32 protein-coding genes and 1 tRNA gene are annotated in these 23713 nt (G+C 69.7%); 15 read left to right on the top strand and 18 right to left on the bottom strand.

Annotated elements, in window-relative coordinates; all coding sequences use genetic code 11:
* Positions 1 to 116: 116 nt before the first annotated feature.
* A complete protein-coding gene (locus ACZ6KY_RS38835; protein ID WP_469314966.1) occupies positions 117 to 692 on the bottom strand; it encodes a 5-formyltetrahydrofolate cyclo-ligase in 576 nt (191 codons plus the stop codon).
* A 133-nt stretch (positions 693 to 825) separates the two neighbouring features.
* Here ACZ6KY_RS38835 and galU point away from each other — a divergent pair, with 133 nt between their 5' ends.
* The 7 genes from galU (at position 826) to ACZ6KY_RS38800 (ending at position 6573) form a co-directional block, all read left to right on the top strand.
* Positions 826 to 1728, top strand: coding sequence for a UTP--glucose-1-phosphate uridylyltransferase GalU (gene galU / locus ACZ6KY_RS38830; RefSeq protein ID WP_469314965.1), 903 nt, complete (start codon positions 826 to 828; stop codon positions 1726 to 1728).
* Between the two features lie 5 nt (positions 1729 to 1733).
* A complete protein-coding gene (gene glp / locus ACZ6KY_RS38825) occupies positions 1734 to 3056 on the top strand; it encodes a molybdotransferase-like divisome protein Glp (RefSeq protein ID WP_469314964.1) in 1323 nt (440 codons plus the stop codon).
* A gap of 163 nt (positions 3057 to 3219) precedes the next feature.
* Positions 3220 to 3732, top strand: coding sequence for a cyclic pyranopterin monophosphate synthase MoaC (moaC, locus tag ACZ6KY_RS38820; RefSeq protein WP_469314963.1), 513 nt, complete (start codon positions 3220 to 3222; stop codon positions 3730 to 3732).
* Positions 3729 to 4268, top strand: a complete 540-nt coding sequence (locus ACZ6KY_RS38815; RefSeq protein WP_469314962.1) for a MogA/MoaB family molybdenum cofactor biosynthesis protein — start codon at positions 3729 to 3731, stop codon at positions 4266 to 4268. Before moaC ends, ACZ6KY_RS38815 begins: the two co-directional genes overlap by 4 nt.
* Positions 4269 to 4291: 23 nt before the next feature.
* Positions 4292 to 4954: a GNAT family N-acetyltransferase gene (locus ACZ6KY_RS38810; protein ID WP_469314977.1), complete on the top strand. Its 663-nt coding sequence runs from the start codon at positions 4292 to 4294 to the stop codon at positions 4952 to 4954.
* Positions 4955 to 5127: 173 nt separating this feature from the next.
* Entirely contained in the window at positions 5128 to 6402 is a 1275-nt protein-coding gene (gene sepX, locus ACZ6KY_RS38805; RefSeq protein WP_469314961.1) for a divisome protein SepX/GlpR, read from the top strand.
* A 97-nt stretch (positions 6403 to 6499) separates the two neighbouring features.
* Positions 6500 to 6573: transfer RNA gene (locus ACZ6KY_RS38800), tRNA-Ala, on the top strand.
* Positions 6574 to 6646: 73 nt separating this feature from the next.
* On the opposite strand, the gene ACZ6KY_RS38795 is transcribed toward ACZ6KY_RS38800, so the two are convergent.
* The 13 genes from ACZ6KY_RS38795 to ACZ6KY_RS38735 form a co-directional block, all read right to left on the bottom strand.
* Positions 6647 to 7870, bottom strand: coding sequence for a site-specific integrase (locus ACZ6KY_RS38795; RefSeq protein ID WP_469314960.1), 1224 nt, complete (start codon positions 7868 to 7870; stop codon positions 6647 to 6649).
* Positions 7867 to 8076, bottom strand: coding sequence for a helix-turn-helix domain-containing protein (locus tag ACZ6KY_RS38790; RefSeq protein WP_469314959.1), 210 nt, complete (start codon positions 8074 to 8076; stop codon positions 7867 to 7869). Before ACZ6KY_RS38790 ends, ACZ6KY_RS38795 begins: the two co-directional genes overlap by 4 nt.
* Positions 8073 to 9467 (bottom strand): replication initiator protein RepSA, encoded by a 1395-nt coding sequence (gene repSA, locus ACZ6KY_RS38785; RefSeq protein ID WP_469314958.1) that lies wholly within the window; start codon positions 9465 to 9467, stop codon positions 8073 to 8075. Before repSA ends, ACZ6KY_RS38790 begins: the two co-directional genes overlap by 4 nt.
* On the bottom strand, positions 9464 to 10117 hold the full coding sequence (locus ACZ6KY_RS38780) for a DNA cytosine methyltransferase (RefSeq protein WP_469314957.1): 654 nt from the start codon (positions 10115 to 10117) through the stop codon (positions 9464 to 9466). The genes repSA and ACZ6KY_RS38780 overlap by 4 nt, the downstream gene beginning before the upstream one ends.
* A complete protein-coding gene (locus ACZ6KY_RS38775) occupies positions 10114 to 10326 on the bottom strand; it encodes a hypothetical protein (RefSeq protein ID WP_469314956.1) in 213 nt (70 codons plus the stop codon). The genes ACZ6KY_RS38780 and ACZ6KY_RS38775 overlap by 4 nt, the downstream gene beginning before the upstream one ends.
* A 5-nt stretch (positions 10327 to 10331) precedes the next feature.
* Positions 10332 to 10514, bottom strand: coding sequence for a hypothetical protein (locus ACZ6KY_RS38770; protein WP_469314955.1), 183 nt, complete (start codon positions 10512 to 10514; stop codon positions 10332 to 10334).
* Positions 10515 to 10607: 93 nt separating this feature from the next.
* Positions 10608 to 10883, bottom strand: coding sequence for a hypothetical protein (locus ACZ6KY_RS38765; protein ID WP_469314954.1), 276 nt, complete (start codon positions 10881 to 10883; stop codon positions 10608 to 10610).
* Between the two features lie 17 nt (positions 10884 to 10900).
* Positions 10901 to 11083 (bottom strand): mobile element transfer protein, encoded by a 183-nt coding sequence (locus ACZ6KY_RS38760; RefSeq protein ID WP_267050793.1) that lies wholly within the window; start codon positions 11081 to 11083, stop codon positions 10901 to 10903.
* Positions 11083 to 11265: a hypothetical protein gene (locus ACZ6KY_RS38755; protein WP_469314953.1), complete on the bottom strand. Its 183-nt coding sequence runs from the start codon at positions 11263 to 11265 to the stop codon at positions 11083 to 11085. Before ACZ6KY_RS38755 ends, ACZ6KY_RS38760 begins: the two co-directional genes overlap by 1 nt.
* A gap of 21 nt (positions 11266 to 11286) precedes the next feature.
* Complete coding sequence (locus tag ACZ6KY_RS38750) at positions 11287 to 11940, bottom strand: DUF2637 domain-containing protein (protein WP_469314952.1); 654 nt, start codon at positions 11938 to 11940, stop codon at positions 11287 to 11289.
* A 79-nt stretch (positions 11941 to 12019) separates the two neighbouring features.
* On the bottom strand, positions 12020 to 12190 hold the full coding sequence (locus tag ACZ6KY_RS38745) for a hypothetical protein (protein ID WP_469314951.1): 171 nt from the start codon (positions 12188 to 12190) through the stop codon (positions 12020 to 12022).
* 84 nt (positions 12191 to 12274) lie between these two features.
* Positions 12275 to 13618: an FtsK/SpoIIIE domain-containing protein gene (locus ACZ6KY_RS38740; protein WP_469314950.1), complete on the bottom strand. Its 1344-nt coding sequence runs from the start codon at positions 13616 to 13618 to the stop codon at positions 12275 to 12277.
* 2 nt (positions 13619 to 13620) lie between these two features.
* On the bottom strand, positions 13621 to 13950 hold the full coding sequence (locus tag ACZ6KY_RS38735) for an SCO3933 family regulatory protein (RefSeq protein WP_469314949.1): 330 nt from the start codon (positions 13948 to 13950) through the stop codon (positions 13621 to 13623).
* 184 nt (positions 13951 to 14134) lie between these two features.
* On the opposite strand from ACZ6KY_RS38735, the gene ACZ6KY_RS38730 reads away from it, so the two are divergent.
* The 4 genes from ACZ6KY_RS38730 (at position 14135) to ACZ6KY_RS38715 (ending at position 16351) form a co-directional block, all read left to right on the top strand.
* On the top strand, positions 14135 to 14893 hold the full coding sequence (locus tag ACZ6KY_RS38730; RefSeq protein WP_469314976.1) for a GntR family transcriptional regulator: 759 nt from the start codon (positions 14135 to 14137) through the stop codon (positions 14891 to 14893).
* A gap of 558 nt (positions 14894 to 15451) precedes the next feature.
* Entirely contained in the window at positions 15452 to 15865 is a 414-nt protein-coding gene (locus ACZ6KY_RS38725) for a hypothetical protein (protein WP_469314948.1), read from the top strand.
* Between the two features lie 96 nt (positions 15866 to 15961).
* Positions 15962 to 16129 (top strand): hypothetical protein, encoded by a 168-nt coding sequence (locus tag ACZ6KY_RS38720; protein ID WP_469314947.1) that lies wholly within the window; start codon positions 15962 to 15964, stop codon positions 16127 to 16129.
* Between the two features lie 33 nt (positions 16130 to 16162).
* Positions 16163 to 16351 (top strand): hypothetical protein, encoded by a 189-nt coding sequence (locus ACZ6KY_RS38715; protein ID WP_469314946.1) that lies wholly within the window; start codon positions 16163 to 16165, stop codon positions 16349 to 16351.
* A 186-nt stretch (positions 16352 to 16537) separates the two neighbouring features.
* On the opposite strand, the gene ACZ6KY_RS38710 is transcribed toward ACZ6KY_RS38715, so the two are convergent.
* The 3 genes from ACZ6KY_RS38710 to ACZ6KY_RS38700 all read right to left on the bottom strand — a co-directional run bounded on the left by ACZ6KY_RS38710 (position 16538) and on the right by ACZ6KY_RS38700 (position 18294).
* On the bottom strand, positions 16538 to 16906 hold the full coding sequence (locus tag ACZ6KY_RS38710) for a DUF6193 family natural product biosynthesis protein (protein ID WP_469314975.1): 369 nt from the start codon (positions 16904 to 16906) through the stop codon (positions 16538 to 16540).
* A gap of 305 nt (positions 16907 to 17211) precedes the next feature.
* Positions 17212 to 17754, bottom strand: coding sequence for a hypothetical protein (locus ACZ6KY_RS38705; protein WP_469314945.1), 543 nt, complete (start codon positions 17752 to 17754; stop codon positions 17212 to 17214).
* A 63-nt stretch (positions 17755 to 17817) separates the two neighbouring features.
* Positions 17818 to 18294, bottom strand: a complete 477-nt coding sequence (locus ACZ6KY_RS38700; RefSeq protein WP_469314944.1) for a GNAT family N-acetyltransferase — start codon at positions 18292 to 18294, stop codon at positions 17818 to 17820.
* Positions 18295 to 18366: 72 nt separating this feature from the next.
* On the opposite strand from ACZ6KY_RS38700, the gene ACZ6KY_RS38695 reads away from it, so the two are divergent.
* Positions 18367 to 19170 carry an exodeoxyribonuclease III gene (locus ACZ6KY_RS38695; protein WP_469314943.1) on the top strand — a complete coding sequence of 268 codons (804 nt, stop codon included), beginning with the start codon at positions 18367 to 18369 and terminating at the stop codon, positions 19168 to 19170.
* A gap of 52 nt (positions 19171 to 19222) precedes the next feature.
* On the opposite strand, the gene ACZ6KY_RS38690 is transcribed toward ACZ6KY_RS38695, so the two are convergent.
* On the bottom strand, positions 19223 to 19885 hold the full coding sequence (locus tag ACZ6KY_RS38690; protein WP_469314974.1) for a MerR family transcriptional regulator: 663 nt from the start codon (positions 19883 to 19885) through the stop codon (positions 19223 to 19225).
* Positions 19886 to 20190: 305 nt separating this feature from the next.
* Between ACZ6KY_RS38690 and ACZ6KY_RS38685 the strand changes: the two genes are divergently transcribed.
* The 3 genes from ACZ6KY_RS38685 to ACZ6KY_RS38675 are packed head-to-tail and all read left to right on the top strand — an operon-like array spanning position 20191 to position 23569.
* The gene (locus ACZ6KY_RS38685; protein WP_469314942.1) at positions 20191 to 21729 is read left to right on the top strand and encodes a flavin-containing monooxygenase; all 1539 of its coding nucleotides are present in this window, start codon (positions 20191 to 20193) and stop codon (positions 21727 to 21729) included.
* A complete protein-coding gene (locus tag ACZ6KY_RS38680; protein WP_469314941.1) occupies positions 21726 to 22688 on the top strand; it encodes an alpha/beta fold hydrolase in 963 nt (320 codons plus the stop codon). Before ACZ6KY_RS38685 ends, ACZ6KY_RS38680 begins: the two co-directional genes overlap by 4 nt.
* On the top strand, positions 22685 to 23569 hold the full coding sequence (locus ACZ6KY_RS38675; RefSeq protein WP_469314940.1) for an SDR family oxidoreductase: 885 nt from the start codon (positions 22685 to 22687) through the stop codon (positions 23567 to 23569). Before ACZ6KY_RS38680 ends, ACZ6KY_RS38675 begins: the two co-directional genes overlap by 4 nt.
* The last annotated feature ends 144 nt before the right edge of the window (positions 23570 to 23713 follow it).

The raw sequence follows: 23713 nt of genomic DNA, 5'->3' as shown, positions 1-23713 counted from the left end.
CGCCCTGAAGCCGGTGCCTCACGAGAGTGACGAGAGTGGCCCTCCCCGCGCGCGTGGAGGGCCACTTCGCTTCAGTCGCCCCCCTGTGCCGTTTCCGTTCCCGGTCCCGCCGTCCGTCAGCGGAAGCGGCGCACGCCTGAGGGGGTCACCGCCGCGTGGACGGGCCGGTCGTGCGCCTCCTCCGGGACCCGCTCGACGACCTCGGTGTCGTACAGGAGCACCACCAGCGCGGGATCGGCGCCCGAGCGCTCCAGGCGGGCCAGGACGCGGTCGTACGAGCCTCCGCCGCGACCCAGCCGCATCCCGCGCGCGTCGACGGCGAGACCGGGCAGCAGAACGGCGTCCGCGTCCTGGACGGCCGCCGGACCCAGCCGCTCGCCCGCGGGCTCCAAGAGGGCCATTTTCCCGCCGTGTTGGACTGGAGCGAGGGAGTCCGCCCCGGTGTACGCCCCCCAGTCCAGATCGTTGTCCGGCATCAGGACCGGCAGGAGGACGCGCACCCCGCGCGCGCGGAGCGCGTCCAGGAGCGCGAGGGTGCCCGGTTCGCTCCCCACGGAGACGTAGGCCGCCACGGTGCGGGCGTGTGCCAGTTCGGGCAGCTCCAGGGCGCGGGCGGCGAGAGCGGCGGCGGTTTCCCGCACGTCATCGGCCGTCAACCCATTTCTCACCAACAGGAACCCTCGCCGCAACATTCGCTTGTCAGGCTCTGGTTCACGTCGGACGTGTTTCACAGGTGACTCCTGTAGTTCTCTTAATCCGCTCATATGACAGTGAATTAACCGGAGCCACAGATTCTGCACATAGCCACCGGTTATGGTTGCGGACATGACTGAGTCACACCCCAGGATCACCAAGGCTGTCATTCCGGCGGCAGGCCTCGGCACCCGGTTCCTGCCGGCCACCAAGGCCACTCCCAAGGAGATGCTTCCGGTCGTCGACAAGCCGGCGATCCAGTACGTGGTCGAAGAGGCCGCGTCGGCGGGTCTTGACGACGTCCTGATGATCACGGGCCGCAACAAGCGCCCCCTCGAGGACCACTTCGACCGCAACTACGAGCTCGAATCGGCGCTTCAGAAGAAGGGCGACGCGAGCCGCCTCGCCAAGGTCCAGGAGTCCAGCGACCTCGCGACCATGCACTACGTGCGCCAGGGCGACCCCAAGGGCCTCGGCCACGCCGTCCTGTGCGCGGCCCCGCACGTCGGCCACGAGCCCTTCGCCGTACTCCTCGGCGACGACCTGATCGACCCCCGCGACCCCCTGCTGGCCCGCATGGTCGAGGTCCAGGAGCGGCACGGCGGCAGCGTCATCGCGCTCATGGAGGTCGCGCCCGAGCAGATCCACCTCTACGGATGCGCCGCCGTCGAGGACACCGACGAGGACGACCTGGTCAAGGTGACCGGACTCGTCGAGAAGCCGGACGCGGCGGACGCGCCCAGCGGCTACGCCATCATCGGCCGCTACGTCCTCGACCCGCACATCTTCGACATACTGCGCAAGACCGAGCCGGGCCGCGGCGACGAGATCCAGCTCACCGACGCCCTCCAGCAGCTCGCCACGGACGAGAAGGTCGGCGGCCCCGTGCACGGCGTCGTCTTCAAGGGCCGCCGCTATGACACCGGGGACCGAGGCGACTACCTGCGTGCCATTGTCAGACTCGCATGCGAACGTGAGGACCTGGGCCCGGACTTCCGGACCTGGCTTCGCAGTTACGTAGCCGAGGAGATGTAGGGACTTTGAGCAGCGCCGCGACCCGCACCACCGGCCAGGATCACCTCTGGTCGGTGCACGACCACCTGGAGGACATCCTCACGACCGTCCGCCCCCTCGAACCCATCGAGCTGCAACTCCTCGACGCCCAGGGCTGCGTCCTGGTCGAGGACGTCACGGTGCCGGTCTCCCTGCCGCCGTTCGACAACAGCTCGATGGACGGGTACGCGGTCCGGGTCGCGGACGTGGCGGGCGCGAGCGAGGAATACCCGGCGGTCCTGACGGTCGTCGGCGATGTCGCGGCCGGCCAGGCCGAGCAGCCCTACGTGGGCCCCGGTCAGGCCGCCCGCATCATGACCGGCGCCCCGCTGCCGCCCGGCGCCGAAGCCGTCGTCCCCGTGGAATGGACGGACGGAGGCCTCGGCGAGGGCCCGGTCTCCGGAATGCGCGCGCACAGTGCCTCCCCCGAGGGCTCCTACGGACAGGTCCACGTCCACCGCCAGGCCGAGGCACGCGCGCACGTCCGCGCGAAGGGCAGCGATGTGAAGGCGGGCGACCGTGCCCTCGAAGCGGGCACCGTCCTCGGCCCGCCGCAGATCGGCCTGCTCGCCGCGATCGGCCGCGGCACCGTGCGGGTGCACCCCCGCCCGCGCGTGGTCGTCCTGTCCACCGGCACCGAACTCGTCCAGCCCGACGAGGAGTTGCGCACCGGCCAGATCTACGACTCCAACAGCTTCGCCCTGTGCGCGGCCGCCCGCGACGCGGGAGCCATCGCCTACCGGGTCGGCGCGGTCGCGGACGACGCCGAGACACTGCGCTCGGCCATCGAGGACCAGCTCGTCCGCGCGGACCTGCTGGTCACGACCGGCGGAGTGAGCGTCGGCGCCTACGACGTCGTCAAGGAAGCGCTCTCCTCGGTCGGCGACGAGGACGAGGCGGGCAGCGGCATCGACTTCCGCACCCTCGCCATGCAGCCCGGCAAGCCCCAGGGCTTCGGCTCCATCGGCCCCGACCACACACCGCTGCTCGCCCTCCCGGGCAACCCCGTGTCGTCGTACGTCTCCTTCGAGCTCTTCGTGCGCCCCGCGATCCGCACCCTGATGGGACTGCAGGACGTCCACCGGCCCACGACCAGGGCGACCCTTTCCGCGGACGAGGCACTGACCTCGCCGAAGGGCCGTCGGCAGTTCCTGCGCGGGACGTACGCGGACGGCGCCGTGACGCCCGTCGGGGGCGCCGGATCCCACCTGGTCGCGGCCCTCGCGCACGCCGACGCGCTGATCGTCGTCCCCGAGGACGACACCTCGGTCGAGCCCGGCGCCGAGGTCGAGGTCGTCCTGCTCGGCTGAGCGGCCGGGCACGGACGACGCCCGCCGGCGGACCGCCGGATCGCGCAAGGGGCGCACAGCTCCTTACGGAGGCGTAGCGGTGGACGGACGGGCGGTAACGTGTCGCGCACACCAGGCCCACGCGCCGCACCGCGACGGGCCCTGACCGGGAGCGCCCACGCACATGACTGTTCCGTCCCGGGGGGAGACCTCCGGACCCCCTGTGCAGGACCGACTGACGCACATCGACGAGGCCGGCGCCGCCCGCATGGTCGACGTGTCCGGCAAGGACGTGACCGCCCGCACCGCGCGCGCGAGCGGCCGTGTCCTGGTCTCGCCGCGCGTCGTGGAGCTGCTGCGCGGCGAGGGAGTACCCAAGGGCGATGCCCTCGCCACCGCGCGCATCGCGGGGATCATGGGAGCCAAGCGCACGCCCGACCTGATCCCGCTGTGCCACCCGTTGTCGGTGTCCGGTGTCAAGATTGATCTGTCGGTCGCGGACGACGCCGTCGAGATCCTCGCCACCGTGAGGACGACCGACCGCACGGGCGTCGAGATGGAAGCCCTCACCGCGGTCAGTGTGGCGGCCCTCACCGTGATCGACATGGTCAAGGCTGTCGACAAGGGGGCGGTCATCACGGACGTACGCGTGGAAGAGAAGACAGGCGGGAAGTCCGGCCACTGGAGCCGGGCATGAGCGGCGACACTGTTACCGGCGGGGCCCTCCTGGCGTCCTACAGCGCCCTGGTGGTCACGGCGTCCAACCGGGCCGCCGCCGGCGTCTACGAGGACAAGGGCGGCCCTCTGATCGCCGCGGGCCTCGCGGAGTTCGGCTTCGCGGTCGACGGGCCGTGGGTCGTCCCTGACGGGGACCCCGTGGAGGCGGCGCTGCGCGCCGGGGTCGAAGCGGGCTACGACGTCATCGTGACCACCGGCGGTACGGGGATCTCGCCCACCGACCGCACCCCCGAGGCGACCCTGCGGGTGCTCGACCACGAGGTCCCGGGCATCGCGGAGGCCATCAGGGCGTTCGGCAGGGACAAGGTGCCGGCGGCGGCGCTCTCGCGGGGGCTCGCCGGAGTCGCCGGAGGGGCGCTGATCGTCAACCTGCCGGGCTCCACCGGCGGGGTGAAGGACGGACTGGCCGTTCTGGAGCCCCTCCTGATCCACGCCGTCGACCAGATCCGCGGCGGCGACCACCAGAGACCCAGCGGCAGTGGGGGTGCGAGCTGAACAGCCCATCCTGGCCGGTCGAGCTGGTGGACGGCGATGTCGTCCTCCGGCCGATAAGGCTGCGCGACCAGCGGGCCTGGCGCGAGGTGAACCGGCGCAACCGTGACTGGCTGCGCCCCTGGGAGGCGACCATTCCGCCGCCCACCCCGAGCGGTCCGATCGCGCACCGGCCGACGTACCGCCAGATGGTCCGGCACCTGCGCGCCGAGGCCAACGCGGGCCGGATGCTGCCCTTCGTGATCGAGTACCAGGGGCGTCTGGTCGGTCAGTTGACCGTGGCCGGGATCACCTGGGGCTCGATGTGCTCCGGGCACGTCGGCTACTGGGTGGACCAGTCGGTGGCGGGGCGCGGAGTGATGCCGACGGCCGTGGCGCTGGTCAGCGACCACTGCTTCCGCACCGTCGGACTGCACCGCATCGAAGTCTGCATTCGCCCCGAGAACGGGCCAAGCCGCAGGGTCGTGGAAAAACTCGGATTCCGCGAGGAAGGGCTGCGCCCGCGCTATCTCCACATCGACGGCGCCTGGCGCGACCATCTCGTCTTCGCGCTCACCGCGGAGGAAGTGCCCGAGGGGCTGCTCGCGCGCTGGCGCCGGAAGCGTTCGGCGCCGAACGCTTCGGGTCAGCTGGGATCGGAGCAGGCCGGATCGCAGAACTCGAGCAAGCCCGGGAACACCGGAAAATGAAATAGGTGTTCGAAAATGATCGGCGGACGATCGCCTCAGGGCATTAAATTCGCGCTCACGACGGCCTGCTGATCGCATCGGTCACAAAAAAAGCTCGAAATATCAGCCGGATCGTGCGACACACCGGCTCAATTGGCAGATGGCCTCACACAAACCCCTCTACCGTGTGAGGCGTGAGCAGCAGCGGCCTCATCTACGCAGTCATCGTCGGGGCCTGGGCCGCCTACTTGGTGCCGATGTGGCTCCGTAGGCAGGACGAGCTGAACGAAGCCCGTCCGACGGAACGCTTCAGCACCGCCATCCGGCTGCTGTCCGGACGGGCGGGGATGGAGCGTCGATACGCCAAGGACCTGCGCGCGCGCTCCGCCGAGGAGGAGGAGCCCAGCGCCGACCCGGACGACGTCACCGATTCGGTGGACGTCCGGGCGTTCGCCGTGCCTCCGGCCCGGCCCCAGGCGGCGGCCCAGCACCGTCCGCACGCACAGGAACGGGTTCAGGTGCCGGAGCCGGCCCAGGCGGAGCAGAAGCCGGGCGCACGCGCGGCCGGCCGGGAGAGCGGCACGCACGAGACCTCCGGCGCCGCCCGGTCCGTACCGCACCAGTCCGGTACGTCCGCGTCCGCGCCGAGACCCTCGGCCAAGTCCGCGCCCCAGCAGGCCGCGCCGTCCACACCGGGCGCACGGCGGGCGGTTTCAGCGGAGGCCGCAGCGAGGGCCCGGCGTACGAAGGTCCTCGCGCGCCGTCGGCGTACGACGGTCCTGCTGTTCATCGCCTTCACGCTCGGCGCGATCGTGGCGGCCGTCGGCGGGCTCGCGTTCCTGTGGGCGCCCGGCGTACCGGCCGTGATGCTGAGCTCGTACATCATGCACCTGCGCGCCCAGGAGCGACGGCGCTTCACCTACACCATGGACCGCCGCCGGGCCGAGGTCGCGGCGCAGCGGCTCCGGGAGCGGCAGCCTCGCCGACGGACGGCCGTCGACTCCGCGGCGGACGAACCGGAGGGCCCGGGGTCCGACACCGACCCCGGCCTCTCGGCGCTCGCCGCCGACCGTCGCGCCCTCGTCGAGCAGACCGACCACGCCGAGTGGGTCGACCAGCAGCGCGAGCGCCAGTGCGGGCCGGCCCAGGGGGACAGCTGGGACCCGGTGCCGGTTCCCCTGCCGACCTATGTGACCGCGCCGGTCGCGCCCCGGGCCACGTCCAGCGTCGATCTGGGGGCGCCGGACGCCTGGAGCTCCGCGCGGTCCAGCGCGGCCGAACCGAGCGCGCCCGAGGCGGAGCCGGCCGACGAGGAGTTCTCCGACGGTCCGGACGGCGCCGAGGCCGCGGACGGCACTCGCAGTGACGCACGGCGCGCGGCGTCCGCGCGGCGCGCCCGCGAGCGCGGTCGTACTCCGTTGTTCGACCAGTACGAGGACGGGGAACGGCCCCGCGCGGCCAACGAGTGACGGGTGTGCCGACGGGCCCTCGCGAGGGCCCGGCTGACCAGCCCGGAACGGATTTCCAAGCACCTCGATCGGGATGCTAGAGTTTCACTCGTTGCAAGGGCCTGTGGCGCAGTCTGGTAGCGCACCTCGTTCGCATCGAGGGGGTCTGGGGTTCAAATCCCCACAGGTCCACCGCAGCTCAGAGCCCCAGTCGGAGAGATCCGGCTGGGGCTCTTTGGCGTCGTACAGCAGTGAAGTACAGCAGCTACTTTCGATCTTGCCTGCCGAGGTGCTTGCCCAGCTTGCGAAGCGCCCGCCGGGTCGACTCCGACGGCACGTGCGTGTAGACCTCCATTGTCACCGCGATCTTGCTGTGCCGGAGGATCTGCATCGCGACCCGAGGATGCACGTCGAGGGCAGCGAGCAGCGACCCGCACGTGTGCCGAGTGTCGTGCAGCCGAATCCGGCGGACTCCTGCGCTGGCCGAGCGATTGATGAACCGGCGGTTGAAGTTGCGCGGATCGAACGGCGTGCCGTAGCGCGTGGTGAACACGAAGTCGGAGTCCGCCCACATCGCGCCGGCCGCCCTCTTAGACAGCTCCTGCTCCTTTCTGCGGACCTGGAGGGCGGTCACGCAGATCTGCGGAAGCGGGAGCGTGGCCGTTGACGCCTCGGTCTTGGTCTCGTCGTGCACAAGACGCCGGTTGATCCGCTGTAACTGCATCTGCACCGTGACCTCACCCGCGTCCAGGTCCACGCTTTCCCAGGTCAGGCCCAGCACCTCACCCCGCCGGAAGCCCAGAACGAGGATGAGCACGTACGCCGCGTACAGCGAGTCATGCGCCGTGCTGGCCGCTTCGAGGAACTGTCGCGCCTCTTCCACCGACCACGGATGCCGCTTCACCTTGCGCGCCGACCGCACCTTGACCAGGCCCGCAACGTTCTTCGAGATCAGCTCTTCCGTCATCGCGTTGGTCAACGCCGACCGCAGCACGGTGCGTGCGTCCTGAACCGTGCGACGCGACGGGATGCGCTCGCAGCAGTCGCCAGCGGCACAGCAGCGCGGCGTGTCCCGCTTCGCATCCAGGCCCTGTGCACAGCACTGGCACTGTTCCAACAGGGTGTTGATCCACGTTCGGACGTCTCTCACGGTGAGTTTGTCGAGCCGCTTCGAGCCGAGTCCTGGTGCGATGTAGAGCCGGACGTGCATGGCGTAGGTCTCTGCCGTCTTGGGCTTCAGATCCGGTTCGACAACCTCACGGAGCCACCGCGCGAGGTACTGCGCCAGCGTCGGCGAGGACGTTGCCACCGGTCCTTCCTTGGCTTCCGTGTGGAGCTTGATCCACTTGTCGTGAACCTCTTCGCGAGTCTTGCCGTAGGCGTACTTGCGGGCCCGCTTGCCGTCCGGCTTGGTCACCCAGACGTAGGCCGCGTAGCCGTTCTTGTACGGGTAGATGGAGCCTTCGCCGTTGGCGCGCTTGCCGCTCATGCGGCCCACCCCGCTTCGGCTTCCTGGGCGCGCCGTTCGACGTACTCGTCTACGTAGCGAGGCAGGATTCGGCGGTTACGACCGTCCTTGATAGAGCGGATTTCCCCGGTCAAGACCAGCATCTTGGTCTTGGAAAGTCCGTAGCCGAGCATTTCCGCGACTTCCCGCGTGGTGTACCACTTCCGCTCGATCACTGTGGTCGTCATGCTGCGGCTCCTTCCATGGTGAGTTGGTCTTGCAGTGCTTCGCGCGCGGTTTCGCGGTTGAGTTGGATGTCCCGGTGGATGTTGGCGGCGAGCCAGGATTCGCCGGGGGTGTGGCCGTGACCGGCGTAGGTCCAGTGGGCGAGCACGAGGGTGGTGGCCTCCGGGTTGTCGTCGGGATCGGGCAGGCCGAGGGCAGCGCGTTGCTGGGCTGCGCGGTAGTCGGCTCTCACCTGTCGCAGCGCGCCGAGGGTGGTCGAGTAGCGGCGGGATTTGGTGGAGAAGTGGCCGCGGAAGCCGAGCATGTGGGCCCAGTCGCGGAGCTTCCGACCGGGGTAGAGGGCGTGCAGGTCGAGGCAGGCTTCGATCAGCCGGCGGGGGTGGTCGGGCACGTCGAGGAGGACCAGGGCTTCCTTGTTGCCGATCCGGCGGTCGACGGCGCCCGTGTTCTCGGCTGCCTTCGTGGCGTACTTGGCGACGTAGGAGGCCACGGCCGCTTCGGTGATCTCTTCACCGTCGCCGAAGGCGCTGATCGGTTGGACGTCGAGCTGTGTCCCCCAGCGCAGCGTCCGAGCCGGCTCGTCACCCGCGGCGGGCACGTCGACGGCGACGCGAGCCGCGGCGGCACCGATCGCGTCGGTGAGGAGATCGAGGGTGGCCCAGGGCGGGGGCGGGGTGTCGGGTCCTTCGGGTCCGTCGAACCGGATCACCGCGTGGAAGTGGACCGCGCCACGCTTTTGGTACTCGGCGACCTTGCCGAAGGAGACGCGTGACTGTTCGCGGGCGTCCTTCTGGGTGAGCCCGGCGCGGGCGGCGATCTCCCGGCGGAGGTAGATCGAGAAGTAGCGCCACAGGTCGGATGCGTGGTTGTTCCACAGCACGGCGCCCGCGTAGTCGTATGTGTCCGGGTCCAGCGGGGTGCCGAGCTCGGACGCGTCCTCGGCGTGCTGTGTGCCGCAGCGGCAGGGCCGGTTGCCGGGCCGGTTGTGGACAGGCCCGAAGGAGGGGGCGGTGAGGGTGGCGAAGACGCGGGGGTGGTCGCGCACGGTGTGCGGGGTGCCCTTGTCGGGGTCTCCGGTCAGGCCGGCGCGGATCAGGTGGTAGGTGTCGCCGGCGTAGGTCCAGGCGCAGGCCGGGCAGCGGGAGGCGCGGCGGTTGCCGCAGGCGATGCGGAGCATGCCGCCCGGCTCGTGCTCGGTCGTGTAGGCGTGCAGGACGGTCTTGGTGGCCGGGTCGATGGTCTTGGTGCCGCCGGTTAACCGGATGGGGTCGGAGCATCCTCCGGTGCGGCGGATCTGTTCCTGCCAGCGGTCGAAGTCGGCCTGCCCGGCCACCCTCAGCACGTCGCCGAAGGTGGCCGCATCAAGGCCCGCCGCGGTGGCGGAGTCGGTCATGCCGCCACCCCCAGACGGGCGGCGAGGACGGCCGTGCCGATGCGTTGGGTGTAGGCCGGGGGGATGCATTCGCGGATGCCGTCGCGGTTCATCCAGTCCACGCCCATCACCTGCTTGGCGAGGGCGACGCCGGAGAAGTTGCCGATGAACTGGCCGTAGTGGCCCGGCGGTACCGGACGGCCCATCTTGGCCTGAGGTGTGGTGTGCCGGGGGTGGCGGGGCTGGACGAGGGTGAAGCCGCCGCCGGTTTCGAAGTAGCGGTGCCGGTAGGTGGCCATGGCGAACATGGCGCCGCACAGCAGGACCGGGGTACGCAGTTTGGGCAGGGCCCCGCGGACATTCTCGATCACGAAGGGCCGTCCGGTCGCTTCGAGAGCGGCACGGGTCGGACCGATCAGGTCGGGGTGCGTGTTGCCCTGGAGCCGCTGGCAGTCGCTGTCGAACTGGCAGGGCGGGGACGCGTGGATGAAGTCGAACTCCGTCCCGTGCTCGCGGACGAAGCCGAGCGCATCCGCCTGCACGAAGCGGTACGGGTAGCGGGACTGCGGGACGAGGTCGACGCCCGTGACGTCGAATCCGGCATCGGCGTAGCCCTTGCCGGCACCGCCCTGGCAGCAGAACAGGTCCAGGACCCGGGGGGCGAGGTTCATCGTCGGTCGCCTCGGTGGGCGGGGCCGTGGTTGTCGGTGTACTCCTCCACCAGGGCTTTCACGTCGTTGTCGCCGTTGGCGTGGTCCTCGGCACCGCAGCCGCCGCACAGGTAGTCGCCCTGGGACCGGGTGTGCTTCGTGCCGCCGCGGACGCGCAGGCCGGGGCTTTCCTCGGTCGGGGTGAGGTCGGCGGGGAGTTTGCGGAACATCCCGGTCACCTCCCGGCGCGGGCGAGGACGGCGATGCGGACCGTGCGGCCGGTGCCGTGGCAGGCCGGGCAGGTGACGCGGAGGGTGGTGCGGGAGCCGTCGCGGTTGCGTCCACCGGTGGTGATGGCGACGACGGGGAAGCCGTCGCAGTCGCGGCAGACGGGACGGTTCGAGGTGTGGGCAGGCATGATGTGTGGAGCCCTTTCGGGTCGAGAGATCAGGAAGTGGTCGAGCCATCCGGGGCGGCGGAAACTTGGCGGTTGAGGCCGCCCCGGGAGGCGTTACTTGTGTCGGCGGCTGATCGTGTAGCTGATCCCGCCGCTCGCGGAGATGACCGCGACCGCAGCGGCGGCAATGACCTGGACGACGTAAGCGATCACGAGCAGGACCGTTACGGCGCCAACGGCGACGACCAGGGTCAGCACGATCGGGCCCGTGTAGGAGCGCGGTGCCTCCTGCACGATCACGACCCTGCGGACGTCGGTGCCGGGCGGGATCTGTCGGTAGAGGTCGGCGGGGATGTGACCGGCGCGGAGCTGGTCTTCGGGTATCTGCACGGTTCGGTCCTCCCTTCTCAGTCGCAGCGGTGGGTGCGGGCGGCGAGTTCGGCAGCGGAGCGGTTGCCGTGCTCGGTGGAGAAGCCGCAGTTCGGGGCGGTGCAGGCGGCGGTGTGCCGGGTCTGGCCACGGCCGTTGTTGAAGGTGCCGACCTTGACCGGGCCGATGCGGATCACGTCGTAGAAGCGGTTAGGGCGCATCACGCGCCGTCCTCTCCGGTGAAGTCGGCGGCGTGCTCGGCAAGCCAGCGCTGGATCTCGGGCTGTTCGTCGTCGGTGGCCCGGTTGATCGCGGCTTCACCGACGGCCAGGCCCTCGACGAGCCGGTTGCCTCGGGTCAGTTCGGCCGAGTGCTTCAAGGCGGACTCGATGGACGGACGCATGACGGGCATCTCCTTTTCTGGTCAGGTGAGTTGGAGCTGTGCGGCAATCGCGTCGGACATCGGGCCGGGCAGGCCGAGCCGGGCGGACAGAGCATCCGCGCCCATCGGCGCTCCGGTCGTGACGCGGTGTGCTTCGGCGATCTTTCGGGCGTGGTCCAGGAGCGCGGCCGGCACCGTGACCGCAGGTGCAGCGGGCTCGGAACGTGCGGCCAAAAGCTCCGGAGCGGCAGGAAAGGCGGGATCGTCGCGGCGCATGTCGACCTCGGTCATCGCCGGTTCGTCCACAGCCTGTGCAGGCTTCCGGGCAGAGGCGGTGTCCTCGGTGGGTGAGTGGACGAGGAGGGTGCCGCCCAGGAAGGCCAGCGCGGGCCAGCCGGCGACGACGATCCGCAGCCAGGGCGGGACGTGGTGGAGGTCGAGGACGCCCGCGGTGGCGATGTTCGCGCCAAGCGAGGCGACCAGGGCGATCAGGAACCAGAACCAGGCCGCCACGGATCGTTCGGTGCGCAGTCGGTGCAGCACGCAGACGAGCAGCAGGTCGACGGAGACGGGGTAGGCCCAGGCTTTCCAGCCGGTCTGCCCGGCAGCCTCGGCGAGGTCTTGCAGGTGGGCGAAGGACAGCGAACCGGCGATCACAGCGAGGGTGAGTACAACGAGTCGGATCTTGCTGGTCACGGGTCTTCACCTCCCTTTCGGGGATTGAGGGCCGGGGCAGGGCGGGGATCGGTGTCCGGCCGCCCGGCCCCGGACGGGTTCAGTCGTCGGCGGGGATCTCGCCGGAGCCCAGGCAGTTCAGGCACAAGCCGGTCTGCTGGCCGACAGCGCGGCGCTTGCGGCCGACGTGGACGGTGCGGGAGACCTCACCGGTGCCACCGCAGGGCGGGCACTGCTTGGTGGCCGGCGGCTTGCTGGTCTTGCGTGCCATGAGCGATCTCCTTCCGGTCTTTTGGCATGGCGGGGGTAGGGACGTGGCGTGAGACGGTCACGCCGACCGGGGTGCGGGGGTGCGCTATTCGGTGACCGGCCGGGGCTTCACGAGCGGCGGCGCGGTGGGCATCGGCGGAATGATCTGACTGACCGGGCGGAACGGGGCCAGGAACGGCAGCTCCGGGGTCAGGTGGGCGAACTCCCGGCAGACGTCAGCTGCTTCGTCCGGGGTGATCTCGGGGGTGCGGATGCGGGACCAGCCGCCGGAGGTGTCGCCGGCCACCGCGACGCCGGGCCGGTTCGCCGGGATCGCGGTCGCGGCCAAGACGGCCTCGGGGGCGATGTCGGACAGGCCCATGTCCGCGCTGGCCCGGTCGTTCACACGGTGCACGACACGGCCGGTGAGCTGGGCCCGCAGAGCGGTCGCGCCCTTGCCCTGGTCGGAGCCGAAGCGCTGCCCGCACACCTCCAGGTAGATGCCGATCGCGCGGGCCATCTGCCCCAGCCGCACGAGCTGCATCACCACACGGTCGCGCTCGGGTTCGTCCTTCTTCGACAGCACGAAGAACAGCTCCGCCACCTCGTCGATCAGCACCACTAGCGGCACCGGGCGCAGGTGCTCGGGCAGCTCCCACAGGTCCGAGACCCGGTAGAGGGACAGCAGGTCGAAGCGCTCTTCCATCTCTGTGACCAGCGCGTCAATCAGACGGCCGGCCGAAGCAAGGTCGGTGGCCAGCGCGGACAGGCGAGGCGCATACCTGCCGTGCTCCACACCGCGCTTGCAGTCGATGCCGACCAGACCCACCGGCAGTTGGGCCAGACCCGTGATCAGGTTGCGCTGATACATCGACTTGCCCGACAACGTGGCGCCCAGGGTGAGCGCCATCGGCACCTCACGGTAGTTCCGCTCGAACACCGAGCCGTCCTCGCGCATCGCAACTGGGACCACCAGGTCACGCGGCTTGGCCTTACGCGGCATCCGGACCCGGCTCAGCACGTCGTAGCCGGTCATCCGCAGTTGCACGTATCCGGGCTTGGTCTCCCCCACGATCACCGAACGAACTCCCCACGCGTGGCGGAGGCGTTCGGAGGACGCGGCGATGTCCGCAGGCTCCAAGCCAGCAGGAAGACGCAGGGTGACCCGCAGGCCGGTCGCGGTTCCCCGGACCCTACGGACCTTCGGCGCCACCGGCCGCACCTCGCGGCGGGCGACGTTGCGGGTCATGAACGCTCGGAAGCCCGACGGCCGAACCGTCAGCCCGCACACGTCCATCGTGGACCGGTAGGTCCAGGTGAACCGGCCCCAGGTGATCGGCAGGCCGACCAGCGACCAGTACAGGCGCGGGGCCCGGTACTTCGCGTAGCCGAGCCCACCGGCGCCGGCCGCAATGCCGCCCAGTTCTAACCAGGTAGCGATGTCGGTCATGGTCAGGCCGCCACCGTGATCGCGACTGCGCGGAACGAGATCCCGTGCCGCTTCTGCCCGTTGAACTCGTTCTCCCAGTCACGGGCCTTCAGCCCGATCACCCGCACCGGCGTACCCGGCGCCAGGCCCTCCGGGATACCGGTCTCGGGGATGGCGACCTGGTACAGGTTGCCCTCACCCTCGTCGGAGACCAGCAGGCCGACGGTGTACAGCGTCGCCTCGGTCTCCCTGTCGATCGCGACTTCCCCGGTCTTCTTGTTGACCAGCTTCGGCGCCGGCGCGGTCGCCACGAACACCACAGCGGTCGAAACGTCGATCTTGAATGACGGCATGAGCCCATCCCTCGCTCTCAGGAGATCACCTAACGTGACCTCTCTAGACATCTCAATTGAAGCGCTCATCTCTAGAGACGTCAAGAGGATGTATAGAGAGATTGAGGAGCGGGGTTGCGGTTACACGCACTGTGGAGTGCGCAAGGTTGGCCTAGGCTGTCTAGAGAAGAGAGGGGGGCTCGGAATGCCCAGCACCGATGGTGACCGTCGGCCGAAGTACCAGAAGATCGCAGACTCTCTACGCGAGGCGATCCAGTCGGGCGAGTACGGTCCCGGTGATCGGCTTCCGGGAGAGAACGACTTGATGTCCGAGCACGGCGTGGCCCGAATGACGGCTCGCCAGGCCCTGGGCGTCCTCAGAGACGAGGGTGTCGCCGAGTCCCGCAAGGGCGCCGGCGTGTTCGTACGCGACTTCCGCCCACTGCGCCGCCGAGGCATTCAGCGACTGGCCCAGGACCAGTGGGGCAGCGGTCGATCGATTTGGTCTGCGGACATCAAGAACCGCTCACTCGTCGTCGACCAGGTGACGGTTTCCGAGGAGGCCGCGCCGGAGCGGATCGGGCAAGTCCTCGACCTTGCGGATGATGACACGGCATGCGTGAGGCGTAGGCGGTTCGTGCTGGATGGGAAGCCCGTTCTCCTCGCGACGAGCTACTTGCCCACGTCCGTGGTCGCGGGCTCGGCCATCACGCAGGAGGACACAGGACCCGGCGGAACATACGCCCGGCTGGTCGAACTCGGCTACAAGCCAGTGCACTTCCGCGAGGAGATCCGCTCGCGCATGCCGACGAAGCACGAAGCAGCGCAGTTGAGCATCTCCGCAGGCACTCCCGTGATCCTCATTTGCCGCACTGCGTTCGCGGACGAAGGTCGCCCTGTCGAGGTCAACGAGATGACTCTCGACGCCGCCTCTTACATCCTGGAGTACGACTTCGACGCCTGAGCAAGCTCGGGCTGTTACAGGTTTCTCTACCTCATCAAGCCCCGGCTGCGCTCCGCTCCGCCGGGCGCGCTCCCGGCTCCGCCGCGGGCGCCGCTCCTGCCTTCGGCCCGCTCCGCCCGCGCTGCGCCGACGCGCGCCCACATGTGGATAGGGCCGACGGCCATGAGCTGATCACTGCACATTGCAGCAGCGGTCAAAGCATGCCTCCGGCGGGGGCGCTCAGGCTCCGAGAGGGCGGGGGCGCCGTTCGCGTGTGCCGGCCGAGTGTGGCGTGCGCGGGGTGCTCCCATCCCGTCCGCCGTCGACCCAGGCAGAGCCGAGCAGTCGCGGCCCAGGGCGTCAAGGTCGTTCGTCCAGCAGGGCGCTCCACCTTGACGCCCTGAACCACGCCCGCTCCACGGTGTGTGGGTCGACGGCAGACGGGATGGGAGCCGGGGTAGGTGGTGGGTAGGGGAAGTCGTGAAGGCTCCGGTCGGTGTTTTGCCAGGTCAAGCCATATCCGCATACTCGATCTTGCGATACGGTGCGGATTCGCGTAGCGACCTCCAGGGTGGGGCAGTGAAGTATCTGATCAACCGTGTCTCTCGTTGCGTGACGCTGACCATCCTGATTCCGGCCTGTCTCTGCCTTGTCGGCTGCGACCCGGATCCGACCGATCCCGAGAACGTCTCCCCGATCACCCTGGTGAACAACACACCCAGCGCCGTGCGTGTCTTCTGGTGTGCTGGCGACGGAGACAACGAGTGCTCGGAGCAAGACAGCCTCGGACCAATCGCAGCGGGCGGCAGGCGCCACGTACGGATTTCGTCCTACGAGGTACTACTGCGGATCACGTCCACATCAGGCCCGGAGCAATACGTCTGCGGCGACGACACATCAGGCAGCCGGATAGCTCTGAGCCCGTCGTACCCCTCAGTGAAGTCCGCATACGACCACTGCGCCAGCGGATCGTCTCCCAGCACGACGGGCTGATCATCACACGCGGGGCCATGATCACTCGCGCCAAAGCAGCTCCCGGCCAAAGTCGCTCCGCCGACCGCGCGCTATGGTGCCGATCGAGGGGGCGAGATGACTGACAAGTCCAGTGGGTTGAACCACCCACGTTGGCAGCTGGCGCTCATAGTGCTGCCGTTTCTCATCTTCGTGATCACCGAGGACGACGTCATCATGCGAGGCCTGCTGGCTGTGAGCCTCACGCTTACGGCCATCCGCTACGGGCGCGACTCCAAGAAGTGAGTGCACATGGCTCCACGCCTTAGGGGGCTAGGCATGGCCCTGGTGACCTGCGTCTCCGTGACTTGGTTCGGCTACCAGGCCCTCTACGGGGAGGGGGCGCTGCAGATGGCTTCCATCTTCTTTTTGGCGATGGAAGTGCTCGCGACTGCAAGCGCCATCCTCGATCACGTCCGTCCTCGACCGAAGCGGCGCCGGTCACTGGAAAAGCGGGACGCTGGTTGAACTGCCCATCCCCCCGACCGCGTGCTTTAGATCACAAATCGTCGAGCGGGGAACGACGGGAAATCGCGGTGACTGGCACCAAGCGGAAACGAGATCGGCCCCCGACCAGAATCACTGGTCAGGGGCCGATACTCACTACTGTGGCGGCGCCAGGGTTCGAACCTGGGTAGGCTAAGCCGGCAGATTTCAAGACCGTTGGCTTGCTGCGTCCTTGCCCAGTCCCGGAGGCAGGTGAGCCACCAACAGGCCGATGGCGTCCTCAGCCGTCGCCGCCTTTCCAAGGCGCGTCGTGTACGCGGCCGTGTAGACGCTGTATGGCGGCTCCCCCAACACGATGAACGGCAGATCATCAACCGGAGGCTCGTGCCACGGGGGGGCATCACGGATAAATTTGAGCGTGCCGTGGGAGTGAAAAGGAAAGAGGCTGCGCAGCACGGGCTCCGCGTACGCGGCAGCTGCGACGGGTGGCAACGTGTCGTCGAACGAGCCGCGGGTCATTGGCCGACGCTCCAACAGCCATGTCCAAGCAGTCTCAACGTTAGGGGCCTCGGGCATGACCGTACGATCCTGCATCCGGCAGGCGGCTGACAAGGTCTCCATGCCGGTACAGCAGAGAAGTACAGCAACCATCCCGACCGGGCCCAACCGTCAGCAACCCCGCATGACCGTCCGACCAGACGAGCAGACCTCAGCGACCGCCTCGCCCATAGTTCGCATCGAGGGGGTCTGGGGTTCAAATCCCCACAGGTCCACCGCAGCCAAGAGGCCCGTTCCCATCCGTGGGAGCGGGCCTCTTGCCATGTCCTGGAGCCGACGGCGGCAACTCCCGTTGGTGGTCCCGGGGCCGGCGGTTCCTTCGGTCAGTGTCCGACGGTGAGGGCCCAGCGAACTCCGGACGGGGCCGTCACGGTCACCGTCGCGTGGTCGTGGCTGTGCCCGTGCTCAAGATCCATTCGGTTGAGGATGCCGCTGACCTTTCCGGCGGCGCAGGCGACCGGAAAGCTCAACCCGGTCGGTTCCACCGAGACGTTCAGCGTTCCCCGGCCCTGGCAGTCCACGGAGATCCACAGGGTTCCGGGCCCGATTCCGCCGGGTACGTCGATCTCCTCGTTGCCGTGGGCGTTCGCGACCTTCGATACGACCCTGCTGCCAGGTATGTCCGGAGCCTTGGTGACGGACTCGCCTGGCAGGTACTGGACGGGGTCGGGGGCCGGCGATTCCCTCGGGGCGGAAGCCGGGGAAGAAGCGGGTGAGGAAGCCGGAGGCGGCGACAGTTCGGGGTCGGGCTCCGCGGAGCCGCCCTGGCCGCCGGTGCAGCCGGTCAGGGCCAGCGCGGCGGCCAGTCCTGCTGCCGCCGCGCTCGCTCTCAGCCGTACGTTCCGTAAGGGTCGGGTCGTCGACATCGGGTCGGCCTCCAGGCGCGCTCGGTCCGCCGGGGCGCCGCCGGATGAACACCGCCCCGGTGACTAGAGGGCTTTGGCGTAACAAAGGCTCAGTTCGTGGAAGCGGTAATAGCCGAACTTGGCGCACGGCTCGTAGCCGCTCGACGCGTAGAGGGCGACCGCCTCGGGCTGCTTGGCGCCGGTCTCCAGGACCATGCGGACGCGGCCGGCCGCGCGGGCGTCGTCCTCCAGGCCGGCCAGCATGCGCCGGGCGAGGCCGAGGCCGCGGGCCTCGGGGATCACGTACATGCGCTTGAGCTCGGCGTCTCCGTCCGAGTAACCCTCGTCGTTCTCGTCCTGGGTGCGCCAGCCGCCCGTGGCCACCGGGCGGTCCCACTCGTCGTACGCGATCAGATAGAGGCCCAGCGGCGAGGCGAACATCCGCGCGTCCAGATGCGTGGCGTCGCCGTCGTCACCGTAGCGCTCGGCGTATTCGGCCTGAACCTGGTCGTTGAGCTTGATGGCGTCGGGGTGGTCGAAAGGGACCGGGCGGAAATTCATGCGGTTTACCGTACATCTATGCGTTGAATGATCGAGTTCGGGCCGGCGGCACCGATTAAGTATCGTGCCCGAGTGCTGACTGTGACTTCTGTGAATGTGAACGGGCTCCGGGCCGCCGCGAAGAAGGGTTTCGTGGAGTGGCTCGCGGAGACCTCCGCGGACGTGCTGTGTCTCCAGGAGGTGCGGGCCGAGCCGGGCCAGCTCTCCGCGGACGTGCGCGCGCCGGAGGGATGGCATGTCGTGCACGCCCCCGCCGCCGCCAAGGGCCGCGCGGGTGTGTCCCTTTACACACGCCGTGAGCCCGACCGCGTCCGGATCGGCTTCGGCTCCGAGGAGTTCGACTCCTCCGGGCGGTACGTCGAGGCGGACCTGCCCGGTGTCACCGTCGCGAGCCTCTATCTGCCCTCGGGCGAGGTCGGGACCGAGCGGCAGGACGAGAAGGTCCGGTTCATGGGGGAGTTCCTCGCCTACCTGAAGGGGCTCAGGGAGCGGGCCGCCGCCGACGGGCGCGAGGTCGTCGTCTGCGGCGACTGGAACATCGCCCACCAGGAGGCCGACCTCAAGAACTGGCGCGCCAACCGGAAGAACTCCGGCTTCCTGCCCGAGGAGCGGGAGTGGCTGGGGCAGGTCCTGGACGCGGACGACGGCGGTTACGTCGACGTCGTACGCGCCCTGCGTCCGGACGCCGAGGGCCCGTACTCGTGGTGGTCGTACCGGGGGCGGGCTTTCGACAACGATTCAGGTTGGAGGATCGACCTTCAGGTTGCCACGCCCGGGCTCGCGGGCAAGGCGGTCAAGGGCTTCGTGGAGCGCGCGGCGACGCACGACGAGCGCTGGTCCGACCATGCGCCGGTCACGGTGGTCTACGACCTCTGAGCCGCCTGTCGTCCACCACCTCCGGGTGATCCGGTCGCGGCGATGGGATTCCCTAGGCGTAGGGGCCCTGGTGATCCTGCGGGCCCTGAAGGTCCCGCGGATCCCGGAGCCGCCGGTCCAGCGCCATCGACAGTTCTGCCTCCACCACGCTCTTCGCCAGGGGGCGCAGGCGCTGGAGGTCGTCCGGGGTGCGGTCCTCGGTGAGGACCAGGGTGGTGAAGAGTTCGGCGAGTGCCTCGGTGTGGTCGCGTACGCGGCGGGCCGCCGTCAGGACGTCGGCGAGCGGTATGCCCTCGCGGACCAGGGCGGCCGAGACGTCGAGCAGGCGGCGGCTGATGTGCACGATCTCGCCGCCGTCCGTGCCGAGATAGCCGAGGTCGAGCGCCGCGGCGAGGTTCTCCGGGGTCGCCTGGCCGGCGAACACGTCGGCCAGTTCCTCGGGGGAGAGGCGGACCGGGGTCTCCTCGGTGGGCTCGCCGAGGCCGAGCAGTTCGCCCACGTCGCGGCCGTGGTCGAAGGCCTCGGCCAGTTCCGCGATGCCGTTCAGGGTGTGGCCGCGTTCCAGCAGCGCCGAGATGGTGCGCAGGCGGGCCAGGTGGGTGTCGTCGTACCAGGCGATACGGCCCTCGCGCCGGGGCGGCGGTATGAGCTTGCGCTCCCGGTAGAAGCGCAGGGTGCGCACGGTGATGCCGGCCTCCTCGGCCAGCTCCTCCATGCGGTACTCGCGTCGGCCGGGCTCCGGCGCGGACCGGTCGGCGCCCGTGAGCGGGCCGGAGCCGGGCTCCGGGGCCTCGCGCAGGCGCGCGTCCCGTGGTCGCGTGCCGGCCCTCCGCGTCTCGGCGCCCCGTGCTCGCGCCCCGGCGCCTCGCTTTCCTGATCCCTCGGCCACGTCCGCACCCTACGTCGTACCCCCGGTAACTTTCCCGGTCGCGACCCCTACCCATGAGTACGAAGCTGCTCTACCCTCCCGATTGTGCCAGTGTTCACTGGCAGGGTCGTGCGGGCTAGGGAGGCGTCGGGATGACCGAGCACGAGCATGTACGGGTGGCGGTGATCGGGTCCGGGTTCGGCGGGCTGGGGGCCGCTGTGCGGCTGCGCCGCGAAGGGATCACCGACTTCGTGGTCCTGGAGCGGGCCGGCGGCGTGGGCGGCACCTGGCGCGACAACAGCTATCCCGGGTGCGCCTGTGACGTCCCGTCGCACCTGTACTCGTTCTCGTTCGCGCCCAACCCCGAATGGCCGCGCACCTTCTCCGGGCAGGAGCACATCCGCGCGTACCTGGAGCATGTGGCGGACGTCTTCCGGCTGCGGCCGCACCTGCGGTTCGACTCCGAGGTCAAGATGATGACCTGGGACGCGGAGAAGCTGCACTGGCGGATCGAGACGAGCGGCGGCTTCCTGACAGCGGATGTCGTGGTGTCCGCGACCGGGCCGCTCTCCGACCCCAAGATCCCGCACATCCCGGGGATCGACACCTTCACCGGCAAGGTGTTCCACTCCGCCCGCTGGGACCACGACCACGACCTGCGCGGCAAGCGTGTCGCCATGGTCGGTACCGGGGCCTCGGCCATCCAGATCGTGCCGGCGATCCAGCCGGACGTCGCCCGGCTGACCCTGTTCCAGCGCACCCCGCCGTGGGTGATGCCGCGGGTCGACCGGGCCATCAGCGGCGTGGAGCGGTGGCTGCACCGGCAGCTGCCGTTCACGGCACAGGCCAGGCGCGGACTCCTGTGGGGCATCCGGGAACTCCAGGTGCAGGCGTTCACCAAGCGGCCCGACGAACTCGGCCTGGTCGAGCGGCTGGCCAAGCGCAACATCGCGCGCGCCGTGAAGGACCCGGCGCTGCGCGAGAAGCTCACGCCCGACTACCGGATCGGCTGCAAGCGGATCCTGCTGTCGAACGCCTACTACCCGGCGCTCACCCGGCCGAACGTGGACGTGGTGGCCTCCGGGCTCGCCGAGATCGACGGCTCCACGCTGGTCGCCGCCGACGGCACCAGGGCCGAGGTCGACGCGATCGTGTTCGGGACCGGCTTCCACGTCACCGACATGCCGATCGCCGAGCGGGTCGTCGGCGCGGACGGCAGGACGCTCGCACAGGCGTGGGAGACCGGCATGAAGTCGCTGCGCGGCGCCACCGCCGCCGGCTTCCCCAACTGGATGACGATCATCGGACCGAACACCGGACTCGGGAACTCCTCGATGATCCTCATGATCGAGTCCCAGCTGAACTACATGGCCGACTTCGTGAGGCAGTTGGACGTCCTCGGGGGGCGCGCGGCGCTCGACGCGCGGCCCGCCGCCGTGGACGCCTGGAACGACCGCGTGCAGGAACGCATGAAGCGCACGGTGTGGAACACCGGCGGCTGCACGAGCTGGTACCTCGACGCCAACGGCGTCAACACCACCGTATGGCCCGGCACTACGGCCGAGTTCCGGGGTGCCACGCGCCGCGTCGACCTCGGGGAGTACGACGTGCTGCGCGCGGCCGAGCCCGGGGCCGCGCCCGAGCCCCGTACGAAGAGCACCCGCAAGAAGAAGGTCGAGGCAGGCGCGTGAGCCGACTGACGCATGAGGCGCACGGGGCGTACGCGCCTCCCGTGCCGGCCCGGGAACTGATCGCGCACTCCGCCGACGGGGCGCGACTGCACGTCGAGGTGCACGGCCCCGAGGACGCGCCCGCCGTCGTCCTCGCGCACGGCTGGACCTGCTCGACCGCCTTCTGGGCGGCCCAGATCCGGGACCTCGCCGCCGGCCACCGGGTCATCGCCTACGACCAGCGCGGGCACGGGCGCAGTCCGGCGAGTGACGCGTGCAGCACGAAAGCGCTCGCCGACGACCTGGAGGCGGTGCTCGCGGCCACGCTCGCGCCGGGCGAGAAGGCCGTGCTCGTGGGGCACTCGATGGGCGGTATGACGTTGATGGCGGCCTCGGCGCGGCCGAAGTTCAGGGAGCACGCGGCGGCGGTGCTGTTGTGCAGCACGGGGAGCACGCGGCTGGTCGAGGAGTCGCGCGTGCTGCCGTTGCCCGCCGGACGGATCCGGACGCGGGTGACCGGTGCCGTACTCGGCTCGCGCGCGCCGCTCGGGCCCGTCACGCCGGTCGCCCGGCGGATCCTCAAGTACGCGACCATGGGCCCCGGTTCGTCCCCCGTCATGGTGGAGGCGTGCGCGCGGATCGTGCACGCTTGCCCGCGCGCCGTACGCCACGCCTGGTCGGCCGTGCTCGCCGCCCTCGATCTCGAAGACGGCGTAAGGGAGTTGCGGGTGCCGACGGCCGTGATCGCGGGCACGGTGGACCGGTTGACACCGGTCGTGCACGCGCGTGCCCTGGTGGCGACGCTGCCGAACTGTGTCGGCAGTACCGAGCTGCCGGGGCTCGGCCATATGACTCCGGTGGAGGCGCCGGAGCTGGTGACCGCCCGGATACGGGAACTCGTCACCACGTACATGCAGGCCGCCGGGGGACAAAAGGCCGTAGCCGAGGCGGAGACCACAGAGATCAAGGAGGGCGCATGAGCAAGGTGAGCCTGGAAGGGCAGGTCGCCGTCGTCACGGGAGCCGCGCGCGGTGTCGGCGAGCTCCTCGCGCGCAAGCTCTCCGCGCGCGGGGCGAAGGTCGCGCTGGTCGGCCTGGAGGCGGACGCGCTGAAGCGGGTCTCGGAGCGGCTGCACAGCGAGAGCGACCACTGGTACGCCGATGTCACCGACCACGAGGCGATGGCGCGGGTGGCCCAGGAGGTCAAGCAGCGGTTCGGCAAGGTGGACATCGTCGTCGCGAACGCCGGTGTCGCGAGCGGGGGCCCGTTCGTGGACTCCGATCCCGTCGCCTGGCGGCGGGTGATCGAGGTGAACCTGATCGGATCGGCGGTCACCGCGCGGGCGTTCCTGCCGGCGCTGATGGAGAGCCGGGGGTACCTGCTGCAGATCGCGTCGCTGGCCGCGATCACTCCCGCTCCCATGATGTCGGCCTACTGCGCCTCCAAGTCGGGTGTGGAGGCGTACGCGCACTGTCTGCGCGCCGAGGTCGGCCACCGGGGCGTACGCGTCGGCGTCGGGTACCTGTCGTGGACCGACACCGACATGGTGCGGGGCGCCGACCAGGACGAGGTGATGCGGGAGTTGCGGCAGCGGCTGCCGTGGCCGTCCAACAAGACGTATCCGCTGGGTCCGGCCGTCGACCGGATCGTGGCCGGGATCGAACGCCGCTCCAGCCATGTGTACGCGCAGTGGTGGCTGCGTGGGATGCAGGGGATGCGGGGGTATCTGCCCGCGGTCATCGGGGCGGTCGGGCAGCGCGAGATGCGGCGGTTCGAGCCGCGCCTCGGCAGTGTGCGGACGGGGCTGGTCGGGGCAGGCGGGGCGGCCGACGAAGAGGAGCGGAAGTCGGCGGCTCCGTGAGCCGACTGGGGTGTCTCACCAGGGTGTCTCACGGTGAGTGACTGATCGAAATGCGTGCTCTGTCCCTGCGTGTCAGTCTGGTCGAGGCCCGGACCCCCTCACTCGTAAGGGGGTCGAGGGCCGAATCCCTCACCCGCAAACAGG

This window comes from Streptomyces sp. NPDC042002, assembly GCF_055588305.1.
The sequence above is the reverse complement of the archived record's forward strand: the minus strand, read 5'-3'. Positions and strand labels throughout refer to the sequence as shown.